Annotated in this window: 21 protein-coding genes; 9 read left to right on the top strand and 12 right to left on the bottom strand. The window is 57.6% G+C overall.

Annotated features, from left to right (window positions below; translation table 11 throughout):
* Positions 1–11: 11 nt before the first annotated feature.
* From ACSIPU_RS19090 to ACSIPU_RS19110, 5 genes are all read right to left on the bottom strand, one after another.
* Positions 12–482, bottom strand: coding sequence for a PTS sugar transporter subunit IIB (locus tag ACSIPU_RS19090; protein WP_004108507.1), 471 nt, complete (start codon positions 480–482; stop codon positions 12–14).
* A 14-nt stretch (positions 483–496) separates the two neighbouring features.
* Complete coding sequence (locus ACSIPU_RS19095) at positions 497–919, bottom strand: PTS sugar transporter subunit IIA (RefSeq protein ID WP_004108510.1); 423 nt, start codon at positions 917–919, stop codon at positions 497–499.
* A 99-nt stretch (positions 920–1,018) separates the two neighbouring features.
* Positions 1,019–3,784, bottom strand: coding sequence for a sigma 54-interacting transcriptional regulator (locus ACSIPU_RS19100; RefSeq protein WP_024273694.1), 2,766 nt, complete (start codon positions 3,782–3,784; stop codon positions 1,019–1,021).
* Positions 3,785–3,918: 134 nt separating this feature from the next.
* Positions 3,919–5,364, bottom strand: a complete 1,446-nt coding sequence (locus ACSIPU_RS19105; RefSeq protein WP_196551482.1) for a tagaturonate reductase — start codon at positions 5,362–5,364, stop codon at positions 3,919–3,921.
* An 11-nt stretch (positions 5,365–5,375) separates the two neighbouring features.
* The gene (locus ACSIPU_RS19110; RefSeq protein ID WP_004110354.1) at positions 5,376–6,398 is read right to left on the bottom strand and encodes a zinc-binding alcohol dehydrogenase family protein; all 1,023 of its coding nucleotides are present in this window, start codon (positions 6,396–6,398) and stop codon (positions 5,376–5,378) included.
* A 139-nt stretch (positions 6,399–6,537) separates the two neighbouring features.
* Between ACSIPU_RS19110 and ACSIPU_RS19115 the strand changes: the two genes are divergently transcribed.
* Together ACSIPU_RS19115 and ACSIPU_RS19120 are read left to right on the top strand one after the other, a co-directional pair.
* Positions 6,538–7,452 (top strand): GntR family transcriptional regulator, encoded by a 915-nt coding sequence (locus tag ACSIPU_RS19115; protein WP_004108518.1) that lies wholly within the window; start codon positions 6,538–6,540, stop codon positions 7,450–7,452.
* Positions 7,453–7,630: 178 nt separating this feature from the next.
* Positions 7,631–8,992 carry an MFS transporter gene (locus ACSIPU_RS19120; RefSeq protein WP_049095281.1) on the top strand — a complete coding sequence of 454 codons (1,362 nt, stop codon included), beginning with the start codon at positions 7,631–7,633 and terminating at the stop codon, positions 8,990–8,992.
* Positions 8,993–8,995: 3 nt separating this feature from the next.
* On the opposite strand, the gene ACSIPU_RS19125 is transcribed toward ACSIPU_RS19120, so the two are convergent.
* The gene (locus ACSIPU_RS19125) at positions 8,996–9,832 is read right to left on the bottom strand and encodes a GNAT family N-acetyltransferase (RefSeq protein WP_004108522.1); all 837 of its coding nucleotides are present in this window, start codon (positions 9,830–9,832) and stop codon (positions 8,996–8,998) included.
* 32 nt (positions 9,833–9,864) lie between these two features.
* Between ACSIPU_RS19125 and ACSIPU_RS19130 the strand changes: the two genes are divergently transcribed.
* Together ACSIPU_RS19130 and ACSIPU_RS19135 are read left to right on the top strand one after the other, a co-directional pair.
* On the top strand, positions 9,865–10,398 hold the full coding sequence (locus ACSIPU_RS19130) for a GNAT family N-acetyltransferase (RefSeq protein WP_004108524.1): 534 nt from the start codon (positions 9,865–9,867) through the stop codon (positions 10,396–10,398).
* A 70-nt stretch (positions 10,399–10,468) separates the two neighbouring features.
* Positions 10,469–11,332, top strand: a complete 864-nt coding sequence (locus ACSIPU_RS19135; RefSeq protein ID WP_026055990.1) for a MurR/RpiR family transcriptional regulator — start codon at positions 10,469–10,471, stop codon at positions 11,330–11,332.
* On the opposite strand, the gene ACSIPU_RS19140 is transcribed toward ACSIPU_RS19135, so the two are convergent.
* The 5 genes from ACSIPU_RS19140 to ACSIPU_RS19160 form a co-directional block, all read right to left on the bottom strand.
* Entirely contained in the window at positions 11,329–11,931 is a 603-nt protein-coding gene (locus ACSIPU_RS19140; protein ID WP_004108528.1) for a 2-dehydro-3-deoxy-6-phosphogalactonate aldolase, read from the bottom strand. The genes ACSIPU_RS19135 and ACSIPU_RS19140 overlap by 4 nt on opposite strands.
* Positions 11,918–12,790, bottom strand: a complete 873-nt coding sequence (locus ACSIPU_RS19145) for a 2-dehydro-3-deoxygalactonokinase (RefSeq protein WP_004108530.1) — start codon at positions 12,788–12,790, stop codon at positions 11,918–11,920. Before ACSIPU_RS19145 ends, ACSIPU_RS19140 begins: the two co-directional genes overlap by 14 nt.
* Positions 12,787–14,271: a sodium:solute symporter family protein gene (locus ACSIPU_RS19150; RefSeq protein WP_004108532.1), complete on the bottom strand. Its 1,485-nt coding sequence runs from the start codon at positions 14,269–14,271 to the stop codon at positions 12,787–12,789. The genes ACSIPU_RS19145 and ACSIPU_RS19150 overlap by 4 nt, the downstream gene beginning before the upstream one ends.
* Before the next feature lie 103 nt (positions 14,272–14,374).
* On the bottom strand, positions 14,375–14,767 hold the full coding sequence (locus ACSIPU_RS19155; RefSeq protein ID WP_004108533.1) for a RidA family protein: 393 nt from the start codon (positions 14,765–14,767) through the stop codon (positions 14,375–14,377).
* A 10-nt stretch (positions 14,768–14,777) separates the two neighbouring features.
* The gene (locus ACSIPU_RS19160; protein WP_004108536.1) at positions 14,778–16,217 is read right to left on the bottom strand and encodes an N-acyl-D-amino-acid deacylase family protein; all 1,440 of its coding nucleotides are present in this window, start codon (positions 16,215–16,217) and stop codon (positions 14,778–14,780) included.
* A gap of 201 nt (positions 16,218–16,418) precedes the next feature.
* On the opposite strand from ACSIPU_RS19160, the gene ACSIPU_RS19165 reads away from it, so the two are divergent.
* Positions 16,419–17,633: an amino acid deaminase gene (locus ACSIPU_RS19165; RefSeq protein ID WP_196558146.1), complete on the top strand. Its 1,215-nt coding sequence runs from the start codon at positions 16,419–16,421 to the stop codon at positions 17,631–17,633.
* Between the two features lie 118 nt (positions 17,634–17,751).
* Here ACSIPU_RS19165 and hpaR read toward each other — a convergent pair whose 3' ends face one another.
* Entirely contained in the window at positions 17,752–18,183 is a 432-nt protein-coding gene (gene hpaR / locus ACSIPU_RS19170) for a homoprotocatechuate degradation operon regulator HpaR (RefSeq protein ID WP_004108539.1), read from the bottom strand.
* A gap of 285 nt (positions 18,184–18,468) precedes the next feature.
* Between hpaR and ACSIPU_RS19175 the strand changes: the two genes are divergently transcribed.
* The 4 genes from ACSIPU_RS19175 to hpaD are packed head-to-tail and all read left to right on the top strand — an operon-like array spanning position 18,469 to position 22,184.
* The gene (locus tag ACSIPU_RS19175) at positions 18,469–19,101 is read left to right on the top strand and encodes a fumarylacetoacetate hydrolase family protein (protein WP_004108542.1); all 633 of its coding nucleotides are present in this window, start codon (positions 18,469–18,471) and stop codon (positions 19,099–19,101) included.
* Complete coding sequence (locus ACSIPU_RS19180) at positions 19,098–19,862, top strand: fumarylacetoacetate hydrolase family protein (protein WP_004108544.1); 765 nt, start codon at positions 19,098–19,100, stop codon at positions 19,860–19,862. Before ACSIPU_RS19175 ends, ACSIPU_RS19180 begins: the two co-directional genes overlap by 4 nt.
* A complete protein-coding gene (gene hpaE / locus ACSIPU_RS19185) occupies positions 19,859–21,325 on the top strand; it encodes a 5-carboxymethyl-2-hydroxymuconate semialdehyde dehydrogenase (RefSeq protein WP_004108546.1) in 1,467 nt (488 codons plus the stop codon). Before ACSIPU_RS19180 ends, hpaE begins: the two co-directional genes overlap by 4 nt.
* A gap of 1 nt (position 21,326) precedes the next feature.
* A complete protein-coding gene (gene hpaD, locus ACSIPU_RS19190; protein WP_004108548.1) occupies positions 21,327–22,184 on the top strand; it encodes a 3,4-dihydroxyphenylacetate 2,3-dioxygenase in 858 nt (285 codons plus the stop codon).
* Positions 22,185–22,192 lie beyond the last annotated feature (8 nt).

A 22,192-nucleotide genomic window follows, 5' to 3' on the forward strand; every position in this document is an offset into this window, starting at 1 on the left:
CCTCCGCGGAATTAAACGCATTCCGCAAAAAGCTGTTTGCGGTCGTTAGGGACCTGGCGAATCTCAACTTCGACGCCTTTCCCAACCAGTTGCTGCAGTTGCTCTATTTCTTCCGGGAGTAAATTAATCGCCTTAGAGATATTTTTACTGCCCTCTTTGGCTTTAATTCCGCCGAGATTAATACTTTTAATTTCCTCGACGGCGCTGGCAATCCGCCAGGCATCATTTACCGATTCCACGACGATAAACAGATTATATTTGTCGGTCACGCCGCTTTTTATCGATTCAATAGAGTCGTTAATATTTTTAATCACCAGTTTGACTGAAGGGGGTTTAGCGAGCTTAATCGTCGTTTTCCGTAGCTCATCATCAGGGACATTATCGTTGGCAATTAAAATGCAATCAGCGCCGACATACTGCGTCCAGGAAAAGGCAACCTGGCCGTGAAGTAATCGATGGTCAACCCTTAATAGCGTAATCATAGTGTTCCCTCATTTCAGAAGTCTTTATCAATAGTCATCGCACTGGCAATCGTCTGATTGCAGTACTGAATGCTCTCTTTGGCGCTTATTAATGCTTCAGAAATTAATTTTTCGGTATTCTCTTCGCCAGCTGAAATGAGCAAATCAATAATCAGCGGCAGATTTAAGCCGGACAATAAATGAAAGTGCGGGCGCGATAGAAAGCGCACAAATTCATTATTGACGCTACCGGCGAAAATATCCGTAATCACAATCAGCTCATCCTGGGCGGGAAAACGCGCCAGCAGCGTCTCCACCTGCTGCGTGAGGTCGGCCTCCTCCTCGACGTAGGCGCACAGGGTATGAATATCCGGCTGTTTACCGAGGATCAGCTCCACGGAGTTCAGCAAACCGTTAGCAAAGGTGCCATGGCTGGCAAAAATATAGTGTCGTTTCATCCTTACCTCGAAAGCGCATTCCACTGCTTTCTTGATTGCAACCGGCGTGCCAGAAACAGTGGCGCGCCGGCTAGCGCAAGGATCAACTAATGAAGGGGATTAAAACTCTTGATCTTCCTGAATAAATTCAGTTTCCCGCGTCAGAATATCGTGAATGTAGTACAGCTCTACGGCGGGGATTTTGACACTATATCCACTCTCTATGACACTAAAAGCCTCGCGGAGCGTCGCCAGCTCGCTCTGCGGACACTGCCTTCCGGAATAATGGGATGGCGAGGCGTTGCGGATCAGGCGCTCTATCAGACAGCTGATATGCACATACAGCGCTACCTTGCGATCGTTAGGCACATCGCAGCCGGCCAGATGCTCATAGCGCAGTAAAAACTGCTCAACCTGATTGATCACTTTACCGGTATCGAGGATCGTCACCGACTCGATCACCCGGCGCAGCGAGAAATTCTTCAGGATCAGGTTATTGATTTCGCTGACCTGCTCAGCGGTGGCCAGCTCGCCGAAGATGCGCATCAGCGGGCGGCTCCCTTCGCCGGAGATTAACGAATCCAGCGAAATCCACGGCAGATCGGCAAGCTGCGGGTCCAGGGTTCCGACGATCGCCAGCACCTCATAGCGGCTCAGCATCGGCTGCCGCCGCGCGGGATCGGCGAGCGTCTCCACATCGCATGCCACAATATCGATCCCCAGCGCTTCAGGGATACTGGCTTTTAACAGCGCCGACAGATTCGCCGCCGCTCCCAGGCCGGTGGCGCAGGTCGTAAGAATCGCCCGCGGTTTGTCCGCTTGCGGGTAATAGAGCTGATGCTCGATCGCGAGGTCACCGCGGATCTCCCGGACGATATCTTCCAGCATGTCGCCCAGCAAAATTCGCTCGCCGACGTACATCGCCATCCCGGTCGAGACGTTATTAATTATCGCCATCGGCGTCGTCAGCCGACGGTTAAAATGGCTATGAATGGCGTTCAGCGAACCCATATCGACCAGGATGACCAGTCCGGAGGCCAGCGCGTGACTCTCAATATAGGCCATCACCTGGTTAGCAATAGCCTCCGGCGTGACATCAAGCGGCATATCGAATGACTCAAACAGCTGGCTTTTCAGCAACCGGTTCGCCACGTTAGCGATACTGCTGGCGGTGGCGTAACCGTGGGCGAGGATAATTGCCCGGGTCACCTGCTGCTGGCTAATGGCGCCATTTTTCTGTAACCACAGCACCAGTAACAACAGGTCAATACGTCGGGGTTCAATGTCCAGCTTCAGCGCCAGCGCGGCGAGGATCTCTTCACAAAAGCGATACAGCAACGGATATTTTTGCGCCAGGAAATCCTCCAGCTGGCGGCTTTTCTCGTTGCTCATCGTCGACTGCGCCTGGCGGGAACGATGAATCAGGTAGTGGCTTAGAGCATAAATACAGTTGCCGTTAAACTGGATATTGAAGCGCTTTTCAAGGCGATAAAATTCCTCCCGCACCTGATGCGTTATCAGCAGCAGCATATGCGAACTCTGGGTATCGTGATTATCAAATATCAGCCGATCGAAGAGGGTTTCAATCTCCTCGCCCATGCTTTTTTGCGCTTCTTCCCAGAGCCTTTTTTTGCTCAGCACCGCCTCATACAGCGCGAGAACGCGGCACTGAGTATCATAAATCAGCCCCTGAACCGGGTCGCGCGCGCGCAGCAGCCAGACCAGGCTGGTCTGCGGTTCGATAAGCAGCGGCTCTTCATGGCCCATCGGTTCACTAAGCGCCGGCGTCGCGGCCATGATATTTTCCGGCAGATCGTGCAGCGTGACGTTCAGCTTCTCGCTGCCCGGAGCCCTGGCCCAGGCTGACGCAACGGCGTACTTAATCACGTTTTTTAGCTCACCGACGTTACCGCGATATACGTAGTGCGTCAGCACCTGCAAAAGCCGGGGCGTCAGCTGCAGCCGGGCGGCGAGCGTGCGCGCCTCCTGCCAGAAAAACTGCAGCGTGAGCGCTTCTTTCTCGTGGCGGCTGCGGGTCTGTAAATCAGGCAGGCTAACGAGGATCGGGATACGACGAATAAAGGTGGTCAGAAACGTGCTGTGAATATCTTCGGTAGTGGCAAACACCAGCCGCAGGGATATCGGCATCCCCTGCGCCGTTTCTCCCAGCCGATAGATCTCTTTGCGATCCAGCCAGGTGAAGAGCTTCTCCTGTCCCTGCGCATCCAGGCGGTGGACTTCATCGAGAAACAGCACGCCGCCGTTTGCCGCTTCAAACGCCCCGGCTTTATCGCCCTGCGCGCCGGTAAACGCGCCTTTCACGTAGCCAAACAGGTTGGCGGCCAGCAGCTCCGGGTTGCTGGCATACTGGGCGCAGTTGAAGCTGACAAAGGGCGCATCGGGCGGCAGCAGTCCCTGGGCGATGGCAAACTCATGCATCAGCTCCGCCATATAGCTTTTGCCAGTTCCGCTGTCGCCGACGATCAGTAGCGGCAGGCCACCGTTGGGATAAAACAGCGCGGTTTTCATCTGTTCGATCGGCTTGCGCAGGCTACCGTCATGGCCGGTAAGCAATGAAAAATGATCCGCCTGCTCCGGCTGTCGATCGCTCTCCGCGAGCAGCTCCACCATGCTGGCGTACTCGCTGCGGGAAAGGGGGAAAAACTGCTGGCAGAAGGTGGCTTTATGGAAAAAATAGACCGGACGGGTATTAATCTTCACCAGCACATCCTGGGCCACCAGCTGATTCAGATAGTGGCTGGCGGTATTTCTTTGCATGGCAAAACGCCGGGCCAGGTAGCCGGCGGTGAAGACCTCGCTCAGGTTATCCGGATCAAAAAAATCGGTCTGATTTTGCAGAAAAGCCAATAGTTCCGTTTTACGCATCGCATCCCCCTCTTCACCTTACAGGGGCTTATGATGCGGGAAATCCGCCAACCATTGGCGCTTAATTTATTTTTTGCGGTTCAGAGCACAAAAAAAACGGCGCCCAAATCCGCGGACGCCGCACAACAAACCGACTACAGCCGCCTCAGGGCCTCCCGCATCCCCGCGCTCAAAATCATTTCCAGATACCGCGTAACCTGATCGGCAAGCCCCGGAACGGTCGTCAGATCTTCACCCCAGTGCGCTGCATCCTGCAGGACTTCCGTGACCAGTTCATGCAGCGGGCGGCCGCGCGCCACCTGCGCCCATCCTTCGGCAAAACGGGTTAGCCAGACGTCATCATCCTGCAGCGGATAGGTCTGTCCCTCGCGCTGGCCGCGATAGAAGGCGATGAGCGCCGCCAGGGCAAACGTTAGCCGCGGCGGGATCGCGCCGTGCCGGCGAATATTCGTCAGCAGCTGCGGCAGGATCCGGGTACGAAACTTAGTCATGCCGTTCAGGGCGATGGAGAGCAGCTGATGGCGAATCCAGGGATTAAGAAAGCGCCCGGTCACGGCATCGGCAAACTGCCGTAGCTCATCGGCGGGTAAATCCAGCGCCGGGATAATCTCCTCGTCGATAGTTTGCTGCACATAATGGCGTATGGCCTGATCATGCATCGCTTCGCCAACAGTATCGACACCGCACAGCCACGCCACCGGCACCAGCGCGGTATGCGCGCCGTTAAGAATGGCAACCTTGCGCTCTTTGTAGGGCCGGATATCCTCTACGATACGGATATTGAGCGGGTAGCGATCTAGCCGCAGCGTCTCCGCCAGCACCTGCGATCCCTGGATGACGAATAACCAATAGTATTCGGCGGTATCCAGGAAAGCATCATGGTAGCCCAGTTCCGCCTCCAGCTTTGCCGCTTCCTCGCGCGGATAGCCGGTGACGATACGGTCAACCAGCGTTGAACAAAATGTATTGGCGGTCTCAACCCAGACGCGAAAAGCCGCGGGCAGTTGCCACTCATCGGCGTAGCGTAGCACCAGCGCCTTCAGCGCTTCGCCGTTGTAGTCGATCAGCTCACAGGGGATAATCGTCCACCCCTTATCCGCTGCGCCGTTGAAATGGCGGAAACGTTCGAGCAGCAGCTGGGTCAGCTTCGCCGGAAAGCTGACCGGCGGCTTATCGTCAGGCCCGTCCCCGGCATGATAGCTAATACCCGCTTCAGTGGTATTTGAAAATACGAACTCAATCGCCGGATTACGAGCCAGCGCCAGATAGCCAGCAAAATCCTGCCAGGGGTTGATCTCGTTATTAACGGAGCGAATAATCCGCGCTTCGCTCACCGCCTCGCCACGTTCGTCCAGCCCGCGGATCACCGTGGTGTAAAGTCCATCCTGGGTATTGAGCGACGGCGGAAACTCGGTGTTGATCGGGCGAATAATGGTCACCCCTGCCGCCAGATCGGTTTGCTCATTCAGCCGATCCAGCTGCCAGTCGATAAACGCCCGCAGGAAGTTGCCCTCGCCGAACTGAATCACGCGCGTCGGGTAGTGCGGCCCGGGAAAATCTTGTCTGTTTAACGATTTCATAGCCTTTCCTGCTAAAAATGAATGACGCCTTTAATAAGCTGGCGATTGTTAATCACTTCGCTTTCGTAAATCTCGGCCAGCGACCTGAAATCGTAACGGTGGGTCAGCATCATTCTGGCGGTCACTTTCCCCTCAGCCATTAGACGTCCGACTTTGGCGAAATCCTCTTCCGTCGCATTACGGCTGCCCATCATGGTGGTCTCTTTCTTATGAAACTCCGGGTCCGGGAACTGCAGTTCACCTTTAAACAGGCCAACAAAAATGATGCTGCCGCCGTGGCGGATTAAATTTACCGTGTTGTTCATCGCCTGCTGATTCCCCGTGGCGTCGATCACCTTCTGCGCCAGCGAACCACCAAACATGTCACACAGCTGTTCGGTGAATTGCGGGTCAGAAGGGTCGAGCGTGGCCAGACCAAGGTGCTGCGCCACATGGTCGCGCCGCGCCGGGCTGGTATCCGCCACTACCACCTGCGCCCCGTCGGCTTTAGCGATAGCCGCCGCCCCGAGACCAATGGGTCCCGCGCCGACCACCAGCACCTGCTCTCCCGGCTGGATAGCGGCGCGACGCACCGCGTGGGCGCTGATGGCGAAAGGCTCAATCAGCGCTGCGGCTTCCGGCTCGACGTCATCCACCACCAGCAGATTTTTTACCGGCACGCAGAGGTACTCGCTAAACCCGCCGTCCCGATGCACGCCGATCACCGAAATTTTCTCGCAGCAATTAGTCCTGCCGCTCAAACAGGCCGGACACTGACGGCAGGCAACGTAAGGTATGACGACTACCTGCTGTCCGCTTTTCAAGTTAAGAATATTTTTACCGAGACCGATAATCTCGCCGCATATTTCATGTCCGAGCACGCGTGGATAACTAAAAAAAGGTTGATTCCCTCCCCAGGCGTGAATATCCGTACCACAAATCCCCACCGTTTTTATTTTAATGAGCACTTCATCATCACCGGGAATGGGAATCTGGCGTTTTTCCCAGCGCAATATTTTAGGTTCCTGACAAACTAATGTATTCATCGACGTCATAATAATTGCCTCCGTATTTGTTGGCTTAGATATCGATGAAAAACAGAGGTGAGAATAAATTCATTGCAAAAATTGTGAAATCTCACGCACAAAACTGTTTTAAATCCGGCTTTAATAGCTAAAAAAATGGAGATGTATAATGAGCCGCTCGCAAAACCTTCGTCACAACGTCATTAACCAGGTCATTAACGATATGGCGCGCGGCTTTCTTCCGTCGCCGCTGCCCTCACAAAGCGCGCTGGCGGAGATGTACAACATCAGCCGCACCACCGTGCGCCATATCCTCAGCCATCTGTGCGAGCGGGGCGTATTGCGTCAGAACGCTCGGGATTATCAGATCCTTCGCCAGCCGGAGATGCAGGACGGCTTCGATGGCTCCAGCGCCTCGCTGGCCGAGCAGAACCGTCTCTTTGAGCAGGCGTTTTTCACCATGATTAACCAGCGCCAGCTGCGCGCCGGAGAGATGTTTTCCGAGCTGCAGCTGGCGCGTGCTGCCGGCGTCAGTCCGGTCGTAGTGAGGGAATTTCTGTTGAAATTCAGCCGCTACAACCTGATTGAAAGCGAAAAGCGCGGCCAGTGGAACATGAAGAAATTTGAGCAATCCTGGGCTGAGCAGCTGTTCGAGCTGCGGGAAATGCTGGAAACCCACGCGCTTCAGCATTTTCTCAATCTCCCGGACAACGACGCCCGCTGGCTGCAGGCGAAAACCCTGCTTGAGCGCCATCGCGCACTGCGTGACAGCATCGGCGACAGCTTTCGTATGTTTTCCCAGCTCGATCGCGACTTTCACTCGCTGCTCCTGTCCGCGGCTGAGAATATATTTTTCAATCAATCGCTTGAGATTATTTCCGTGATTTTCCACTTTCACTATCAGTGGGATGAGAGTGACCTTAAACAGCGTAATATCATCGCCATTGATGAACATATGACCATCCTGAGCGCGCTTATCTGCCGCAGCGATCTGGACGCCAATCTGGCGCTGCGTAACCACCTGAACTCGGCGAAGCAATCGATGATTAACTCGCTCAGGCAGAGCGAATCCCTGGCTCATTAAGTACCGATTAAAAACAGAAAATGATTATCAGCAGCACAGTTCTCAAAACATAATCCAGTGCCAGAAAAAAGGTTATTTATGCTGAAAACAAGTCGACTTACTTTACTGTGAAATAGGTGGGTGGGTTTAAACCATTCGATGTCACTTGTCGTTCAAATAGAATAACCAGGAGTCAGGCGTGGAATCACGAAATATAACTATCGACCCGCAGACAACCTTTGATAAAGGAAAGGCGGAGACTGTCAGCGTTCCGTTAAATAATACGTTAACGCGCAGCGCGCGCATTAAAAAAATTCAGACAACGGCAATGATCCTGTTATTTCTGGCGGCGATGATTAACTACCTCGACAGAAGTTCATTGTCCGTCGCGAACTTAACGATTCGCGAAGAGCTGGGGCTCAGCGCCACCGAAATCGGCGCATTGCTGTCCGTTTTCTCGTTGGCCTACGGCATCGCCCAGCTCCCCTGCGGGCCGCTGCTGGACCGTAAAGGCCCGCGCATCATGCTGGGGCTGGGCATGTTTTTCTGGTCGCTGTTCCAGGCGGTCTCCGGGATGGTACATAGCTTTACCCAGTTCGTGCTGGTGCGTATCGGCATGGGGATCGGCGAAGCGCCGATGAACCCGTGCGGCGTCAAGGTGATCAACGACTGGTTTAATATTAAAGAGCGCGGCCGCCCGATGGGCTTCTTTAACGCCGCCTCGACGATTGGCGTCGCGATCAGCCCGCCGATCCTTGCCGCCATGATGCTGATGATGGGCTGGCGCTGGATGTTCATTACCATCGGCGTGCTGGGGATCTTCGTCGCTATCGGCTGGTATATGCTCTATCGCAACCGGGAGGACATCCCCCTCACCGCCGATGAGCAGGCCTACCTTAATGCCGGAAGCGTCAACGTTCGCCGCGACCCGCTGAGCTTTGCCGAATGGCGCAGCCTGTTTAAAAACAAAACCATGTGGGGAATGATGCTGGGCTTCAGCGGCATCAACTATACCGCCTGGCTGTATCTGGCCTGGCTGCCGGGCTACCTGCAAACGGCGTATAACCTCGATCTGAAAAGTACCGGGTTTATGGCCGCCATTCCTTTTCTGTTCGGCGCCGCCGGTATGCTCATCAACGGTTACGTTACCGACTGGCTGGTTAAAGGCGGCATGGCGCCGATCAAAAGCCGTAAAATTTGTATTATTGCCGGGATGTTCTGCTCCGCCGCGTTTACGCTGATCGTGCCGCATGCCACCACCTCTATCGCTGCAGTGCTGTTAATTGGCATGGCGCTGTTCTGCATCCACTTTGCCGGTACTTCCTGCTGGGGATTGATTCACGTCGCGGTGGCATCAAGAATGACCGCGTCCGTCGGCAGCATCCAGAACTTCGCCAGCTTTATCTGCGCCTCCTTCGCGCCGGTAGTGACCGGGTTTATTGTCGATACCACCCACTCATTCCAGCTGGCGCTGGTGATCTGCGGCTGCGTCACCGCCCTCGGCGCGCTGGCCTATATCTTCCTGGTCCGTCAGCCGATTAGCGACCCGCGTAACGGCTGAATCTTAACGCCCTGCTGATGGCAGGGCGCTCAGCGTTGCGCTCATTTCATACTGTTTTAATACCCCAGGCGTATAGCCGGCGGTCTGGAACAGGGGCGTAAAGCGTTCCGGGATGGTCACCGAGGTCCCGAGCCCTGGAAACTGTCGGGCAAGCGCCATCAGCATTTCCCGCCCTAGCCCGCGCCCGCGTGCGGCGGGCTCGACCCATAAAAACTGCAGCTGCGGCCTGCTGGATAAGGTCGCCAGCACGGCGAAAGCCTGCTGATGGAGGCTCAGCGCCCGGCACGGCAGGGTGCTGAAGGTGAGCGGGTCCATCAGCCACGGCAGCTGGCCATTAAGCTCGGCGCCGGCCCTGCGCGTCAGCGCCAGCACGTCATACTCCTGCAATACGGATGACTCCTCGCTCGCGGTCTGCGCGCTCAGATAGCCGCACAGCCCGTGCCGCACCTCGAAGCCCAGCGAGTGATACAGCGCTACCGCCGCGTGGTTATCGCGAATAACCTCCAGCCACATCCGCCGTACGCCCTGCTCGCGCAATGCATCCAGCAGCGACCCCATCAGCCGGCGTCCGACGCCCTTTCCGCGATACGCGGGTCGCATCGCAAATGCCGCCAGCCTGGCTTCATCGCCGCGCCGGGCGACAACGGCCATCGCCGCAGGGACATCACCATCCAGCCAGACGCAGGAATCCAGCAGGCTCAGCCCTTCGGCGCTAAAACGCTGGACAAAAACCTCTACCGACAGCGTGACGGGAACCAGGTAATCTTCGAAACAGTCGCAAAGGATCGTCGTCAGCTGCGCGACGCTAAACTGAGTGGCGGAAACGGCGGTAAGCTCCATACATTTCTCCCGGAGGCTGCTATGCTGAGGTGATGAAAACTAACACTATAACCGCCGCCGCGACGTTACGCCTGACTGAGGAGAGAGACATCCCTCTTCTGCCCGCCATTGAGCGCTCGGCGGCCCAGGCTTTTCGCCAGATTCCGGCGCTGGCCTGGCTGGCGGAAAGCGAAGTGATAAGCCCCGAGCGCCACCGGCTGTTCCTTGAAACTGACCACAGCCTGCTGGCCGTGGCCGATGACCAACCGATAGGCTTCCTGCTGAGCGAACCGCTGGATGATGCGCTGTTTATCGTCGAGATCGCCGTTCATCAGGCATGGCAGGGGCGAGGCATTGGCCGCATGATGCTGGAGCAGGTCATTGAGACAGCCCGCCAGGCGGCTTATCCGGCGGTCACGCTCACCACCTTCCGCGATGTGCCCTGGAACGCACCGTTTTACACGCGACTGGGGTTTTCAATGTTAAGTGAGCGAAGACTACCGGAGGGACTGGCGGCAAAAAGGGAGCTGGAAACGGAACACGGTCTGCCGCCGGAGACGCGCTGCGCCATGCGCCTAACGCTGTAGCCTCCGGCGCTGATTTCAGCGGCGGAATATGGTACAAAGTATCATTGATAACTTACCTGTTGATACCCGTATGTCCTGGTCAATCGATATCATTTCCTGCATAACCGATCGCTTTGTGGAACTCACGGCGACCGAAAAGCGCATCGCGCAGTTCATTCTCGATGATGTCGCGGCGGCGGCGGAGCTGCCCATCGCGGAGATGGCGCGTCTGACCCACACCAGCCAGGCCTCCGTTACCCGCTTTGCCCGGGCGCTCGGCTGTAAAGACGTCCGCGAGCTGAAGATGAGGCTCGCGCAATCTCTGGCGGTCGGACAGCGATTTATCCTCGATGTCCCGGACCTTGAGGGCGTACAGGGGATCTACGAGTCGATCATCGGCGTGCTGGAAACCAACCGCCGGGCGCTGGACATTGAAGCGCTGAAGCGTGCGGTGAGCTGGCTGAGCGACGCGCGGCAGATCCTGGCGCTCGGGATGGGCGGCGGCTCTACCATCTGCGCTCAGGAGATCCAGTATCGCCTGTTTCGCCTCGGCCTCCCGGTTGTCAGCCAGAACGACGGTCTGCTGGTGCGCATGATGAGCTCGGCGGTGACGCCAAAGGATGTGGTTATCGTGCTGTCGTTGGGCGGCTATACCCAGGAAATCATCGAGAGCGCGGCGATTGCCAGGCAGTACGGCGCAAAGGTCATTGCCATCACCCCCGCCGGAACGCCGCTGGCGGAGCAGGCGGATCTGGTGCTGCCGCTGCTGGTGCGCGAAAACGACTACATTTTCAAGCCCAGCACTTCACGCTATGCGATGCTGGCGATGGTTGACGTGCTGGCCACCGAACTGGCGATGGCCAATAAAACTCAGGCAAAAGGCAGACTGCGCCGGATTAAGCTGGCGCTCGACAGCCACCGCGGCGGCGTCGATCGCCAGCCGCTGGGCGATTAACCGCAGCGGGCGGCGGCGATAAACCTCTCCGCCTGCTGACGGGTACGTTCCACGGCCTGCCCGGCGCGATACAGATCGCTTCCCAGGCCAGCGCCGGCGCACCCGGCCTCAACCCAGCTTGCCAGATTCTCCGGCGTCACGCCGCCGACCGCCAGCACCGGCACCTCCGACGGCAGCACCGCTTTCAGCGCCCGAATGTAGTCCGGGCCAAAAGTGGAAGACGGGAAAATTTTCAACCACTGCGCCCCGGCATCCAGCGCGTTAAACGCCTCGGTCGCGGTGGCGCACCCGGCGCAAACCCGCATTCCGCGCGCCACCGCCCGGCGGATCGTCGTCGGCTCAGTATTCGGCGTCACGATAAGCTTCGCTCCGGCATCGGCCAGAAAATCGACCTGTTCCACCTTAAGTACCGTTCCCGCGCCAATCACCGCCTGCTCGCCAAAGCGCGCGACCATCTGCGGAATACTCTGCTGCCAGTCCGGCGAATTGAGCGGAATTTCGATATAGCGAAATCCTGCCTCTATCAGCGTCTCAATATGCTCCGCTGCCTCAGCGGGGCGAATACCGCGTAAAATCGCCACCAGTTTAATCTTGTCCATGCATTATCCTCGCCATGCCGCTCAGCAGCGCCTCATCGCCGCTGCAGCTGTTAACCGTCATTCCGCGCGCCTTCATCGCCCGACTGTAGCGGGCATTCAGCGCCGGGTCGCCAACCAGCGTGACGCCAGAGGTACGGTAACGCTGCCCCAGGGTCGCCACTTCCGCGCCAATCAGCAGCCCGGAGAGATAGTCGCTGACCGAGGTCGCGGCCAGGCCTCCCAGCACCCGGGCGGCCCTGGCGACAAACAGTTCGCTAATCAGCGACGGCTGCGCCAGTCCTTTTTCCAGCCCCCGTTCAAACGCCGTCTCGTCCGGCTGCTGGACCGGCAGCCCTTTGCCGATCAGCGATTGCGTCATCAGCAGATGATGCAGTTCACCGGTCATCGCCGTGGCAAAATGACGCACCGCGCCGTTCGCCACCTGTACCCATTTGCAGTGGGTGCCCGGCAGCACGTAACACTCCGCCGGCGCCAGCTGCCAGGCCCCCAGCAGCTGCGTCTCTTCGCCGCGCATCACGTTGAAATCCCCGTCCTGTTCAATCTTGAGGCCGGGAATAATCCACACGCCTTCAGCAACGGCGCATAGCTGCTGCCCTGGCGCGTCGATCGCTGCCGGACAGTCCAGATACGGCACCGCTTGCCAGCCCGCATCGCTGCCGATCATCCCGGCCATCAGCACCGGCAGCGCCTCCGCGCCGCGCCAGGGGGCCAAATGCTCCGCGAATACGTCGGCAGGCGCTCGTCCGTTCAGGCGGGTGATACCCAGCGGCAGCTGCTTTGTTTCGACGCACTGGCCATTACGAATCAGCCAGCCGCGCAGCTGGGTAGAGCCCCAGTCGACGGCAATATAGTCCTTCATTGTGCTTCTCCTGAGACCTGCACCGTCGTCTTCGCCGGCATCGCCTGCCCTTCACGCTCCTGCGTGATCATTTCCAGCGCCTGCTCACGGCTAACTTTGCTGGCTGGCGTCAAGAGGGTGACAAAAATCGCGAAAACAAAGCTGCCGACGACCGACGGAATGCACGGGTTCCCCCAGTAAGCCAGCCAGTCGGCTTTCATCAGAACCACAAGAGAAACCAGCATGCCGCTCAGCAGCGCGGTAAACGCGCCCTGCCAGTTGAAGCGCAGCCAGAAGCGGCCGAGAATCGAACAGACGAACAGACCGGACATCAGCATGGAGATCATTTTGGTGATATAGCTGATGATATCGTTCGAGGTCAGGGCGAAGATCATCGCCAGGCCGATAACGAACGCCAGCATCCAGCGGGAGAGCGTTATCGCTTTATCCGCCGGGGGCATTTTCCCGGTGATGAGGGTATAAACATCACGCATCATGATGGCCACGGCGGCTATCGCGTCAGAACTGGCCGAGGACATGGTGGCCGAAAGCCCGGCAATCAGCACCACCAGCCCGAGGATGGCCGGTAAGAAGCTGGTGGCGAACAGGAAGGCGTAATTACTGTTCTCGAGATTGGGGTTCATGGTCCATGCCGCCATGCCGATAATCGCCGGCAGCACCGAGAAAAACAGATACAGCACGCCGGTATAGACAAACGAGCGGCGCACCGAAGAGACATCTTTCCCCGAGTAAATACGCTGGCGATAGGAAGGGGTCGCCAGCACGCCGACGCCGATGACCATCGCCAGCGATAGCGCCGGAATGACCCCCAGTTTATCGACCGCAAACAGGCTCATCGCCTTGGGATCCATCGCCTGGACGATGGCATCCCATCCCCCGACGTGAACCACCGCCAGAATCGCCATCAGGATAAAACCGAAAAACAGAATTAATGCCTGAATGGTATCCGTCCACACCACCGCAGAATAACCGCCGATGATGACGTAAATCGCAAAGGCCAGAGCGATAATAATTTTCGCTAGCGTCAGATTTATTCCCGTCGCCCAGGATAAATACATGCTGCCGCCAAGAATATGCGCCCCCAGCCAGCCAATAGAGGCCACAAATATCATTATGCCGACGATATTTTTAATTAAATGACTACCGCCGGTATAATAAGAGAGCTCTTCGCTCATGGTCATAAAGCGCAGCTTGCGCACCGGGGCGAACAGCCAGGCCACCAGCAAAATACCGATGGCCCCGCCCACGCCGTACAGCATCCCGGCCCAGCCGTTGCTGTAGCCGAAGCCAACAGCGCCCATGCTTGAACCGGTGCCCACCATGGTCGCCACGGTAGAGCCCAGGGTCAGAAACAGCGGTAAGGAACGGCCACCGAGTAAAAAATCTTCTCCGCTTTTTTGATTACGCGACACGTACCAGCCAAGCCAAATCATGGCCAGCGCGTAAATAATAAAGCCGACTAAAAAGATATGACTATTCATAATTCACATCCTGCCAGTTGAGTAGGTAAAAGGTAAAAGGCTACGAAGCGCTGAATGAATTCAGCGCTCAAAAATCCTGTTTATATTTCTGGTTAATAAATTTTTATACGCGAGCCGCGTTATAACAGGTCACATCCACTTCAACTTTACAATCCACTACCAGGTCCGCTACGCAGCAGATACGGGCAGGCGGATTGTCGCCAAAGAACTCGCGGAATACTTTATTGAAAGACTGAAAATAGCGCGCATCGGTGAGGATCACCTTGACGTGCACCACGTCGGCCAGGGTGTAGCCCGCTTCGGTCATGATATCCACACAGTTCTGAATCGCCAGACGCGCCTGGTCAACGATGCCCCCTTCCACCACTTCACCCTCCTTCATCGGCGTCTGGCCGGAAACGTACAGCCAGCCCCCCGCCTCCACCGCGCGCGCGAACGGCAGATGCTGCCCACCGGTCCCGGTACCGCCCTCAACGCCATAACGTTTAATGCTCATTTTTCTCTCCTTAGTTCATTCGGCGGCGCAGGAAACGCCCTGCGCGCCCGGTAATCTTTTTATCGCTGCCGTAGCTCATCACGCCGTTAACCATCACCGCCTCGATACCGTCCGCCGGTTGTTTCGGGTCGGAGAAGCTGGCGACATCGCGCACCGTCTGCGGATCAAACAGCACCAGATCGGCAAAATAGCCCACTTTCACCAGCCCACGCTCTGCCAGCTGGAAACGCGCCGCCGACAGACCGGTCATTTTGTGGATAGCGGTGGTCAGCGGAAACAGCCGTTCATCTCGGCAGTAGTGGCCCAGGACCCGCGGAAACGCGCCCCATAGCCGCGGGTGCGGCATCGGGTCGTTCGGCAGACCGTCTGAGCCGATCATGGTCACCGGATAACGCAGTACCCGCCGCACGTCCTGCTCGTCCATGTTGTAGTAGATGGCGCCTGCAGGCATCAGCCGCGCCGCCGCCTCGTGCAGGCTAACCTGCCAGCCGTCAGCAATCTGCTGCAGGGTTTTTCCGGCCTGCTCGGGCTGCGCCTCCGACCAGGTAATGACGATATCGAACTCATCGGTGACCTGCTTCATATCCAGCGTCGACGAGCTGGCAGAATAGGGGTAGCAGTCACAGGCGATCTCCTGGCGCTGGCGCATCTCATCGAAGAAAGCCAGCGTCTCCTTCGTGCGACCCCAGTTTTTCGCGCCGGCGCACTTATGGTGCGATACCACCACCGGTACGTTACCGTGGCGGCCAATGCGGAACGCCTCGTCGAGCGCCTCCAGAATCGGTTCGAACTCCGAACGCAGGTGGGTGGTATAAATTCCCCCTTCTGCCGCCAGCTCCTCGGCCAGCGCCATCACTTCTTCAGTGGTGGACTGAAACGCGCTGGCGTAGGCCAGCCCGCTACTCAGCCCCAGCGCGCCCTGACGCAGCGCGTCGCGCAGCTGCACCCGCATTCCGGCAATCTCGATCTCCGTCGCCGGGCGGAACAGATCGTCCATATGGTTATTACGCAGCGCGGTATGGCCAATCAGCGTGCCGACGTTTAATGACGGCTTCGCCGCCGCCACCGCGTGGGCATAAGCGTCAACAGTGGGATAAACAAAGTGCTCCGCCTCACCCAGAAGATTCATCGGGTCCGGTACGCCGTCGCGCATGGTCGCCGTCGCCGCGCTGATCCCGCAGTTGCCGACAATCACCGTCGTCACCCCCTGGCTCAGCTTCGGTAAATACTCCGGCATACGGATGACGTTGATATCATCATGGGTATGCACATCGATAAATCCGGGAGCCAGCACGCGCCCCTGCCCGTCAATCACCTGCTCCGCCGCCAGGTTCAGCGCCGGGGCCATATCCACAATTCGATCGCCCTTCACCGCCACGTCGCCGCGAAACTGTGGTCCGCCGCTGCCGTCAATGACCGTGACGTTTTTGAAAAGCCAGTTAACTTTCATCGCAATTACTCCCTTTCAACTCTGCCGACAAGTAAACCATTTACAAGGCGGAAAAACAGTGGAAAACTACGCAAAAACCAGATCAAATTGTGATACTTTTATTCACAAACGACATAAACAAATTATATATTCTATATATTTCAATTAATTAAATTTGATACTTAGCTTTAATCCGATCTTAAACCCTAAAAGGATAGTGTTATGAAATACCATTTCGATACGCTTATTCCGCACAAAGCCGCCATAATGTCCGCACCGGCCAATCTGCTGGCGGAGGAGGTTTGCCTTCCGGCCGCGCTGCTGAAAAAAACGGCGCTGGAAAATAACATCGCCTGGATGCAGCGTTACGCCGACGCGCGCGGCGTCTCGCTGGCCCCGCACGGTAAAACAACGATGACGCCGTGGATTTTTCAGGCGCAGCAGCGGGCGGGCGCATGGGGAATCGGCGTCGGCAGCGCCTGGCAGGCCAGCGCGGCGATGGCCAGCGGCGTTGAGCGCGTCCTGATGGTCAATCAGCTGGTCGGCAGGGCGAATATGCAGGCGGTATCGCGCCTGAAAGCGCATTACCGTACGGCGGAGTTTATCTGCTGCATCGATAGCCTTGCCAACGCCCGCGCGCTGTCGACTTTCTTCGACGAACGGCGGCAAACGCTGGACGTGCTGATTGAACTGGGCGTGGCCGGTGGGCGCTGCGGCTGCCGCAGCGTTGAGGATGCGCTGGCGCTGGCGCAGGCTGCGGCGGAACTTCCGGGCCTCAGGCTGCGCGGTCTCGAACTGTATGAAGGGGTGTTACACGGCGACGATCCGCAGCCGCAGGTGGAGGCTCTGCTGCGCCAGGCCGCCGGTTTGGCCTGCCGGATGGAACATCTGGTTGAGGGGGAGTTTGTGCTGACCGGAGCCGGTACCGTCTGGTACGACGTGGTGTGCAATATCTGGCTGGCGGCGAAGAAACCGGCGCGCTGCCGAATCGTTATCCGCCCCGGGTGCTATATCACCCACGACCGCGGGATCTACGATATCGCGCAGAAAGCACTGGTGGCCCGCGATCCGATCGCCTGCGATCTGGGCGGTGATTTAACCTCAGCGCTGGAGCTGATGGCGATGGTCCAGTCGGTGCCAGAAGCCGATCGCGCGGTGGTGAACTTCGGCAAGCGCGACTGCGCCTTTGACGCCGGCCTGCCGCAGCCTGTGGCCCGCTATCGCAACGGCGCGCAGCTATCCGCGGAGGGGATCGAGAGCGTGGGGATTATGGACCAGCACTGTATGCTGCGCCTCGCGCCCGGCAGCGACGTGCAGGTCGGCGATATTCTGGTGTTCGGTACCTCGCATCCGTGCCTGACGTTTGATAAATGGAAAACCCTGCTGCTGGTGGACGAGCAGTATAACGTGCTGGAAGAGCTCGATACCTTGTTCTGAAGGACGCTTTCTCCCGGAGGCGGCGCGCTGCGCCTGTCCGGGCTACCGTGCTGTGAACCCGTAGCCCGGACAGGTGCGCCAGCACCGCCTCCGGGATGTTTTTCGCGCGGACAATGTATTATTCCTCTCCCTGCGCTCCATTCCCCAGGGCGATAAACTCCTCCAGCAGCGCGGTAAGCTGACGCATTTTTTCGACGGTAAATTGGGCTTCGATCTGACGATAGGCCTCTTCCACCTGGGCCTGGGCGCTTTCATAAAGCGTCGAACCCGCCGGCGTCAGCGAAACGTAGAGCTTGCGCTGGTCATTTACCGGTTTTAAACGCAGCACCAGGCCGTCGCGTTCCATACGGGTCAGGATGCCGGTCAGGCTCGGACGTAAAATACAGGCGCGAAAGGCCAGATCGTGAAAATCCATCGACGGATGTTCGGCGAGGATACGCACGATACGCCACTGCTGCTCGGTCAGATTGTGGCGTTTAACGATGGGCCGAAAGTGGGCCATCGCCGCTTCCCGCGCCTGCAGCAGCGCGATAGTTAACGAATCATGCATCACATACCTCTGAAGTAAATCCCCAATCTGTTAATAAGTTAATAATTAGCGCTAATTCCCTCCGAAGGCAACCGGTTTCTGCCTCTGAAAAGTACCAGATGGTACAACTGCTTTTGTTATCTAATTGATTAATAATAATTAAAATACAAATCTGTAAATTTATTGTTAATCCGATCACAAAACATTCACTTCTGTTTGCCAAACATTCCCGCAAAGCATAAAAGATGATCATTAACATATTAATGAATTAACTGACTTCCCAAATCCGTAGCAGAGGAGTGGTAAATGAAAGGTACCATCTTCGCCGTGGCGCTTAACCACCGCAGCCAGCTCGACGCCTGGCGCGAAGCGTTTCAACAGGCCCCCTATAAAACGCCGCCGAAGACCGCGGTCTGGTTTATCAAACCGCGCAACACCGTTATCGGCGATGGCGAGAGCATTCCCTACCCGCAAGGCGAAACCGTGCAGAGTGGCGCCACCGTGGCGCTGATCGTCGGTAAAACCGCGCGCAAAGTCGCTGCAGAAGACGCCGCGGCTTATATCGCCGGGTACGCGCTGGCGAACGACGTCAGCCTGCCGGAAGAGAGCTTCTATCGTCCGGCCATCAAAGCCAAATGCCGCGACGGCTTCTGTCCGCTTGGCGCACTCGCGCCGCTCAGCGATGTCGATAACCTGACCATCATCACCGAAATCAACGGTCGCGAGGCGGACAGCTGGACTACCGCCGATCTCCAGCGCTCCGCCGCCGAGCTGCTGAGCGCCCTGAGCGAATTCGCCACCCTCAATCCCGGCGATGCGATTCTGATCGGTACGCCCCACTCCCGCGTTACGCTGCGCCCCGGCGATCGCGTACGTATTCTCGCCGAGGGCTTCCCGGCGCTGGAAAACCCGGTGATTGATGAAGGAGAGCTGGCATGAGGCAAGCACGTATTGAGTGGCAGGGACAGCGGCACGATGTCCAGGTGAATGAACGTGGTCAGGTCCAGCTCGCCAACGGCAGTCTGCTTAAGGAAGGCGAGTTTCGTTGGCTGCCGCCCGCCGACGGCACCCTGTTCGCGCTGGGCCTGAACTACGCCGATCACGCCAGCGAGCTGGCGTTTACGCCGCCAACCGAACCGCTGGTGTTTATCAAAGCGCCCAACACCTTTATCGGCCATAGGCAAGAGTCGGTGCGCCCGGATAACGTCGAGTACATGCACTACGAGGCTGAACTGGTGGTGGTGATCGGCAAAACCGCGCGTAAGGTCGCCGAAGCCGACGCCATGGAGTACGTAGCCGGGTACACCGTCTGCAACGACTACGCCATCCGCGACTACCTGGAAAACTACTATCGCCCCAACCTGCGGGTCAAAAGCCGCGACACCCTGACGCCGATAGGCCCGTGGATCGTCAGCAAAGAGGCGATCCCCGATCCGCACAACCTGGCGCTGTGCACCTGGGTCAACGGCGAGCTGCGCCAGCAGGGCACTACCGCCGATCTGATCTTCAGCATTCCGTTCCTGATCGCTTACCTCAGCGAATTTATGACCCTGCAGCCGGGCGACATGATCGCCACCGGCACGCCGAAGGGGCTGTCGGACGTGGTGCCGGGCGATGAAGTGATCGTCGAAGTGGAAGGCGTCGGCCGTCTGGTCAACCACATCATTAGCCAGCAGGCATATGAGGAGAAGCTGTCATGAAAAAAATTAACCACTGGATCAACGGCAAAAACGTCGCCGCCGCGGAGTATTTCCATACCACTAACCCGGCCACCGGCGAAGTGCTGGCGGAGGTCGCCTCCGGCGGGGCTGACGAGGTGAATCAGGCGGTGGCGGCGGCAAAAGAGGCGTTTCCGAAATGGGCCAATCTGCCGATGAAAGAGCGCGCGCGTCTGATGCGCCGGCTGGGCGATCTGATCGACCAGAACGTCCCGGAGATCGCCGCCATGGAGACCGCCGACACCGGCCTGCCGATCCACCAGACCAAAAACGTGCTGATCCCGCGCGCTTCGCACAACTTCGAGTTCTTTGCCGAGGTGTGCCAGCAAATGAACGGTAAGACCTATCCGGTTGATGACAAGATGCTCAACTACACCCTCGTGCAGCCGGTCGGCGTCTGCGCGCTGGTGTCGCCGTGGAACGTGCCGTTTATGACCGCGACCTGGAAGGTGGCGCCGTGCCTGGCCTTGGGGAATACCGCGGTGCTGAAAATGTCCGAACTGTCGCCGCTAACCGCTGACCGTCTTGGCGAACTGGCGCTGGAAGCGGGCATTCCAGCGGGGGTGCTGAACGTGGTTCAGGGCTATGGCGCGACGGCGGGCGATGCGCTGGTACGCCACCATGACGTACGCGCGGTATCGTTTACCGGCGGTACCGCCACCGGGCGCAACATCATGAAAAACGCCGGGCTGAAAAAGTACTCCATGGAGCTGGGCGGCAAATCGCCGGTGTTGATTTTCGAAGACGCCGATATTGAGCGCGCTCTCGACGCCGCGCTGTTCACCATTTTCTCGATCAACGGCGAACGCTGCACCGCCGGCTCGCGCATCTTCATTCAGCAGAGCATCTACCCCGAGTTCGTTAAACGCTTTGCCGAACGCGCGAATCGCCTGCGCGTCGGCGACCCTACCGACCCGAACACTCAGGTGGGCGCGCTGATTAGCCAGCAGCACTGGGAGAAAGTCTCCGGCTATATCCGCCTCGGCATTGAAGAAGGAGCGACCCTGCTGGCCGGCGGCGCGGATAAGCCCGCCGATCTGCCTGCCCATCTGAGAAACGGCAACTTCCTGCGGCCAACGGTGCTGGCGGACGTCGATAACCGCATGCGCGTGGCGCAGGAAGAGATTTTTGGCCCGGTAGCCTGTCTGCTGCCGTTTAAAGACGAGGCGGAAGGTCTGCGCCTGGCCAACGATGTGGAGTACGGCCTCGCCTCTTATATCTGGACCCAGGACGTCAGCAAAGTGCTGCGCCTGGCGCGCGGCATCGAAGCCGGAATGGTGTTCGTCAACACCCAGAACGTCCGCGACCTGCGTCAGCCGTTCGGCGGCGTGAAGGCCTCCGGTACCGGCCGCGAAGGCGGCGAATACAGCTTTGAAGTGTTCGCTGAAATGAAAAACGTCTGCATCTCGATGGGCGACCATCCGATCCCAAAATGGGGAGTCTGATATGGGAAAGTTAGCGTTAGCAGCAAAAATTACTCACGTACCGTCGATGTATCTCTCTGAACTGCCGGGTAAAAACCACGGCTGCCGCCAGGGAGCCATCGATGGGCATAAAGAAATCGGCAAGCGGTGTCGCGAGCTGGGTGTGGATACCATCATCGTCTTTGATACCCACTGGCTGGTCAACAGCGCCTACCACATCAACTGTGCCGACCATTTCCAGGGCGTCTACACCAGCAACGAGCTGCCGCATTTTATTCGCGACATGACCTATGACTATGACGGTAATCCGGAGCTCGGCCACCTGATTGCCGACGAAGCGGTCAAACTCGGGGTCCGTGCCAAAGCGCACAACATTCCAAGCCTGAAGCTGGAGTACGGCACCCTGGTGCCGATGCGCTACATGAACAGCGATAAGCATTTCAAAGTGGTCTCTATCTCGGCGTTCTGTACCGTCCATGATTTTGCCGATAGCCGCAAGCTGGGCGAAGCCATTCTTAAAGCGATTGAGAAATATAACGGCACCGTGGCGGTCTTTGCCAGCGGCTCGCTGTCGCACCGTTTTATCGACGACCAGCGCGCCGAAGAGGGAATGAACAGCTATACCCGCGAGTTCGATCACCAGATGGACGAACGGGTCGTGAAGCTCTGGCGCGAAGGCAAATTCAAAGAGTTCTGCACCATGCTGCCGGAGTACGCCGACTACTGCTTCGGTGAAGGCAATATGCACGACACGGTGATGCTGCTGGGCCTGCTGGGCTGGGACAAATACGACGGCAAAGTAGAGTTTATTACCGAACTCTTTGCCAGCTCCGGCACCGGTCAGGTCAACGCCGTCTTCCCGCTGCCGGAAACGGCGTAAGGAGTACG

It is taken from the genome of Klebsiella sp. HN106, assembly GCF_051209435.1.
Lineage (GTDB): Bacteria > Pseudomonadota > Gammaproteobacteria > Enterobacterales > Enterobacteriaceae > Klebsiella > Klebsiella oxytoca.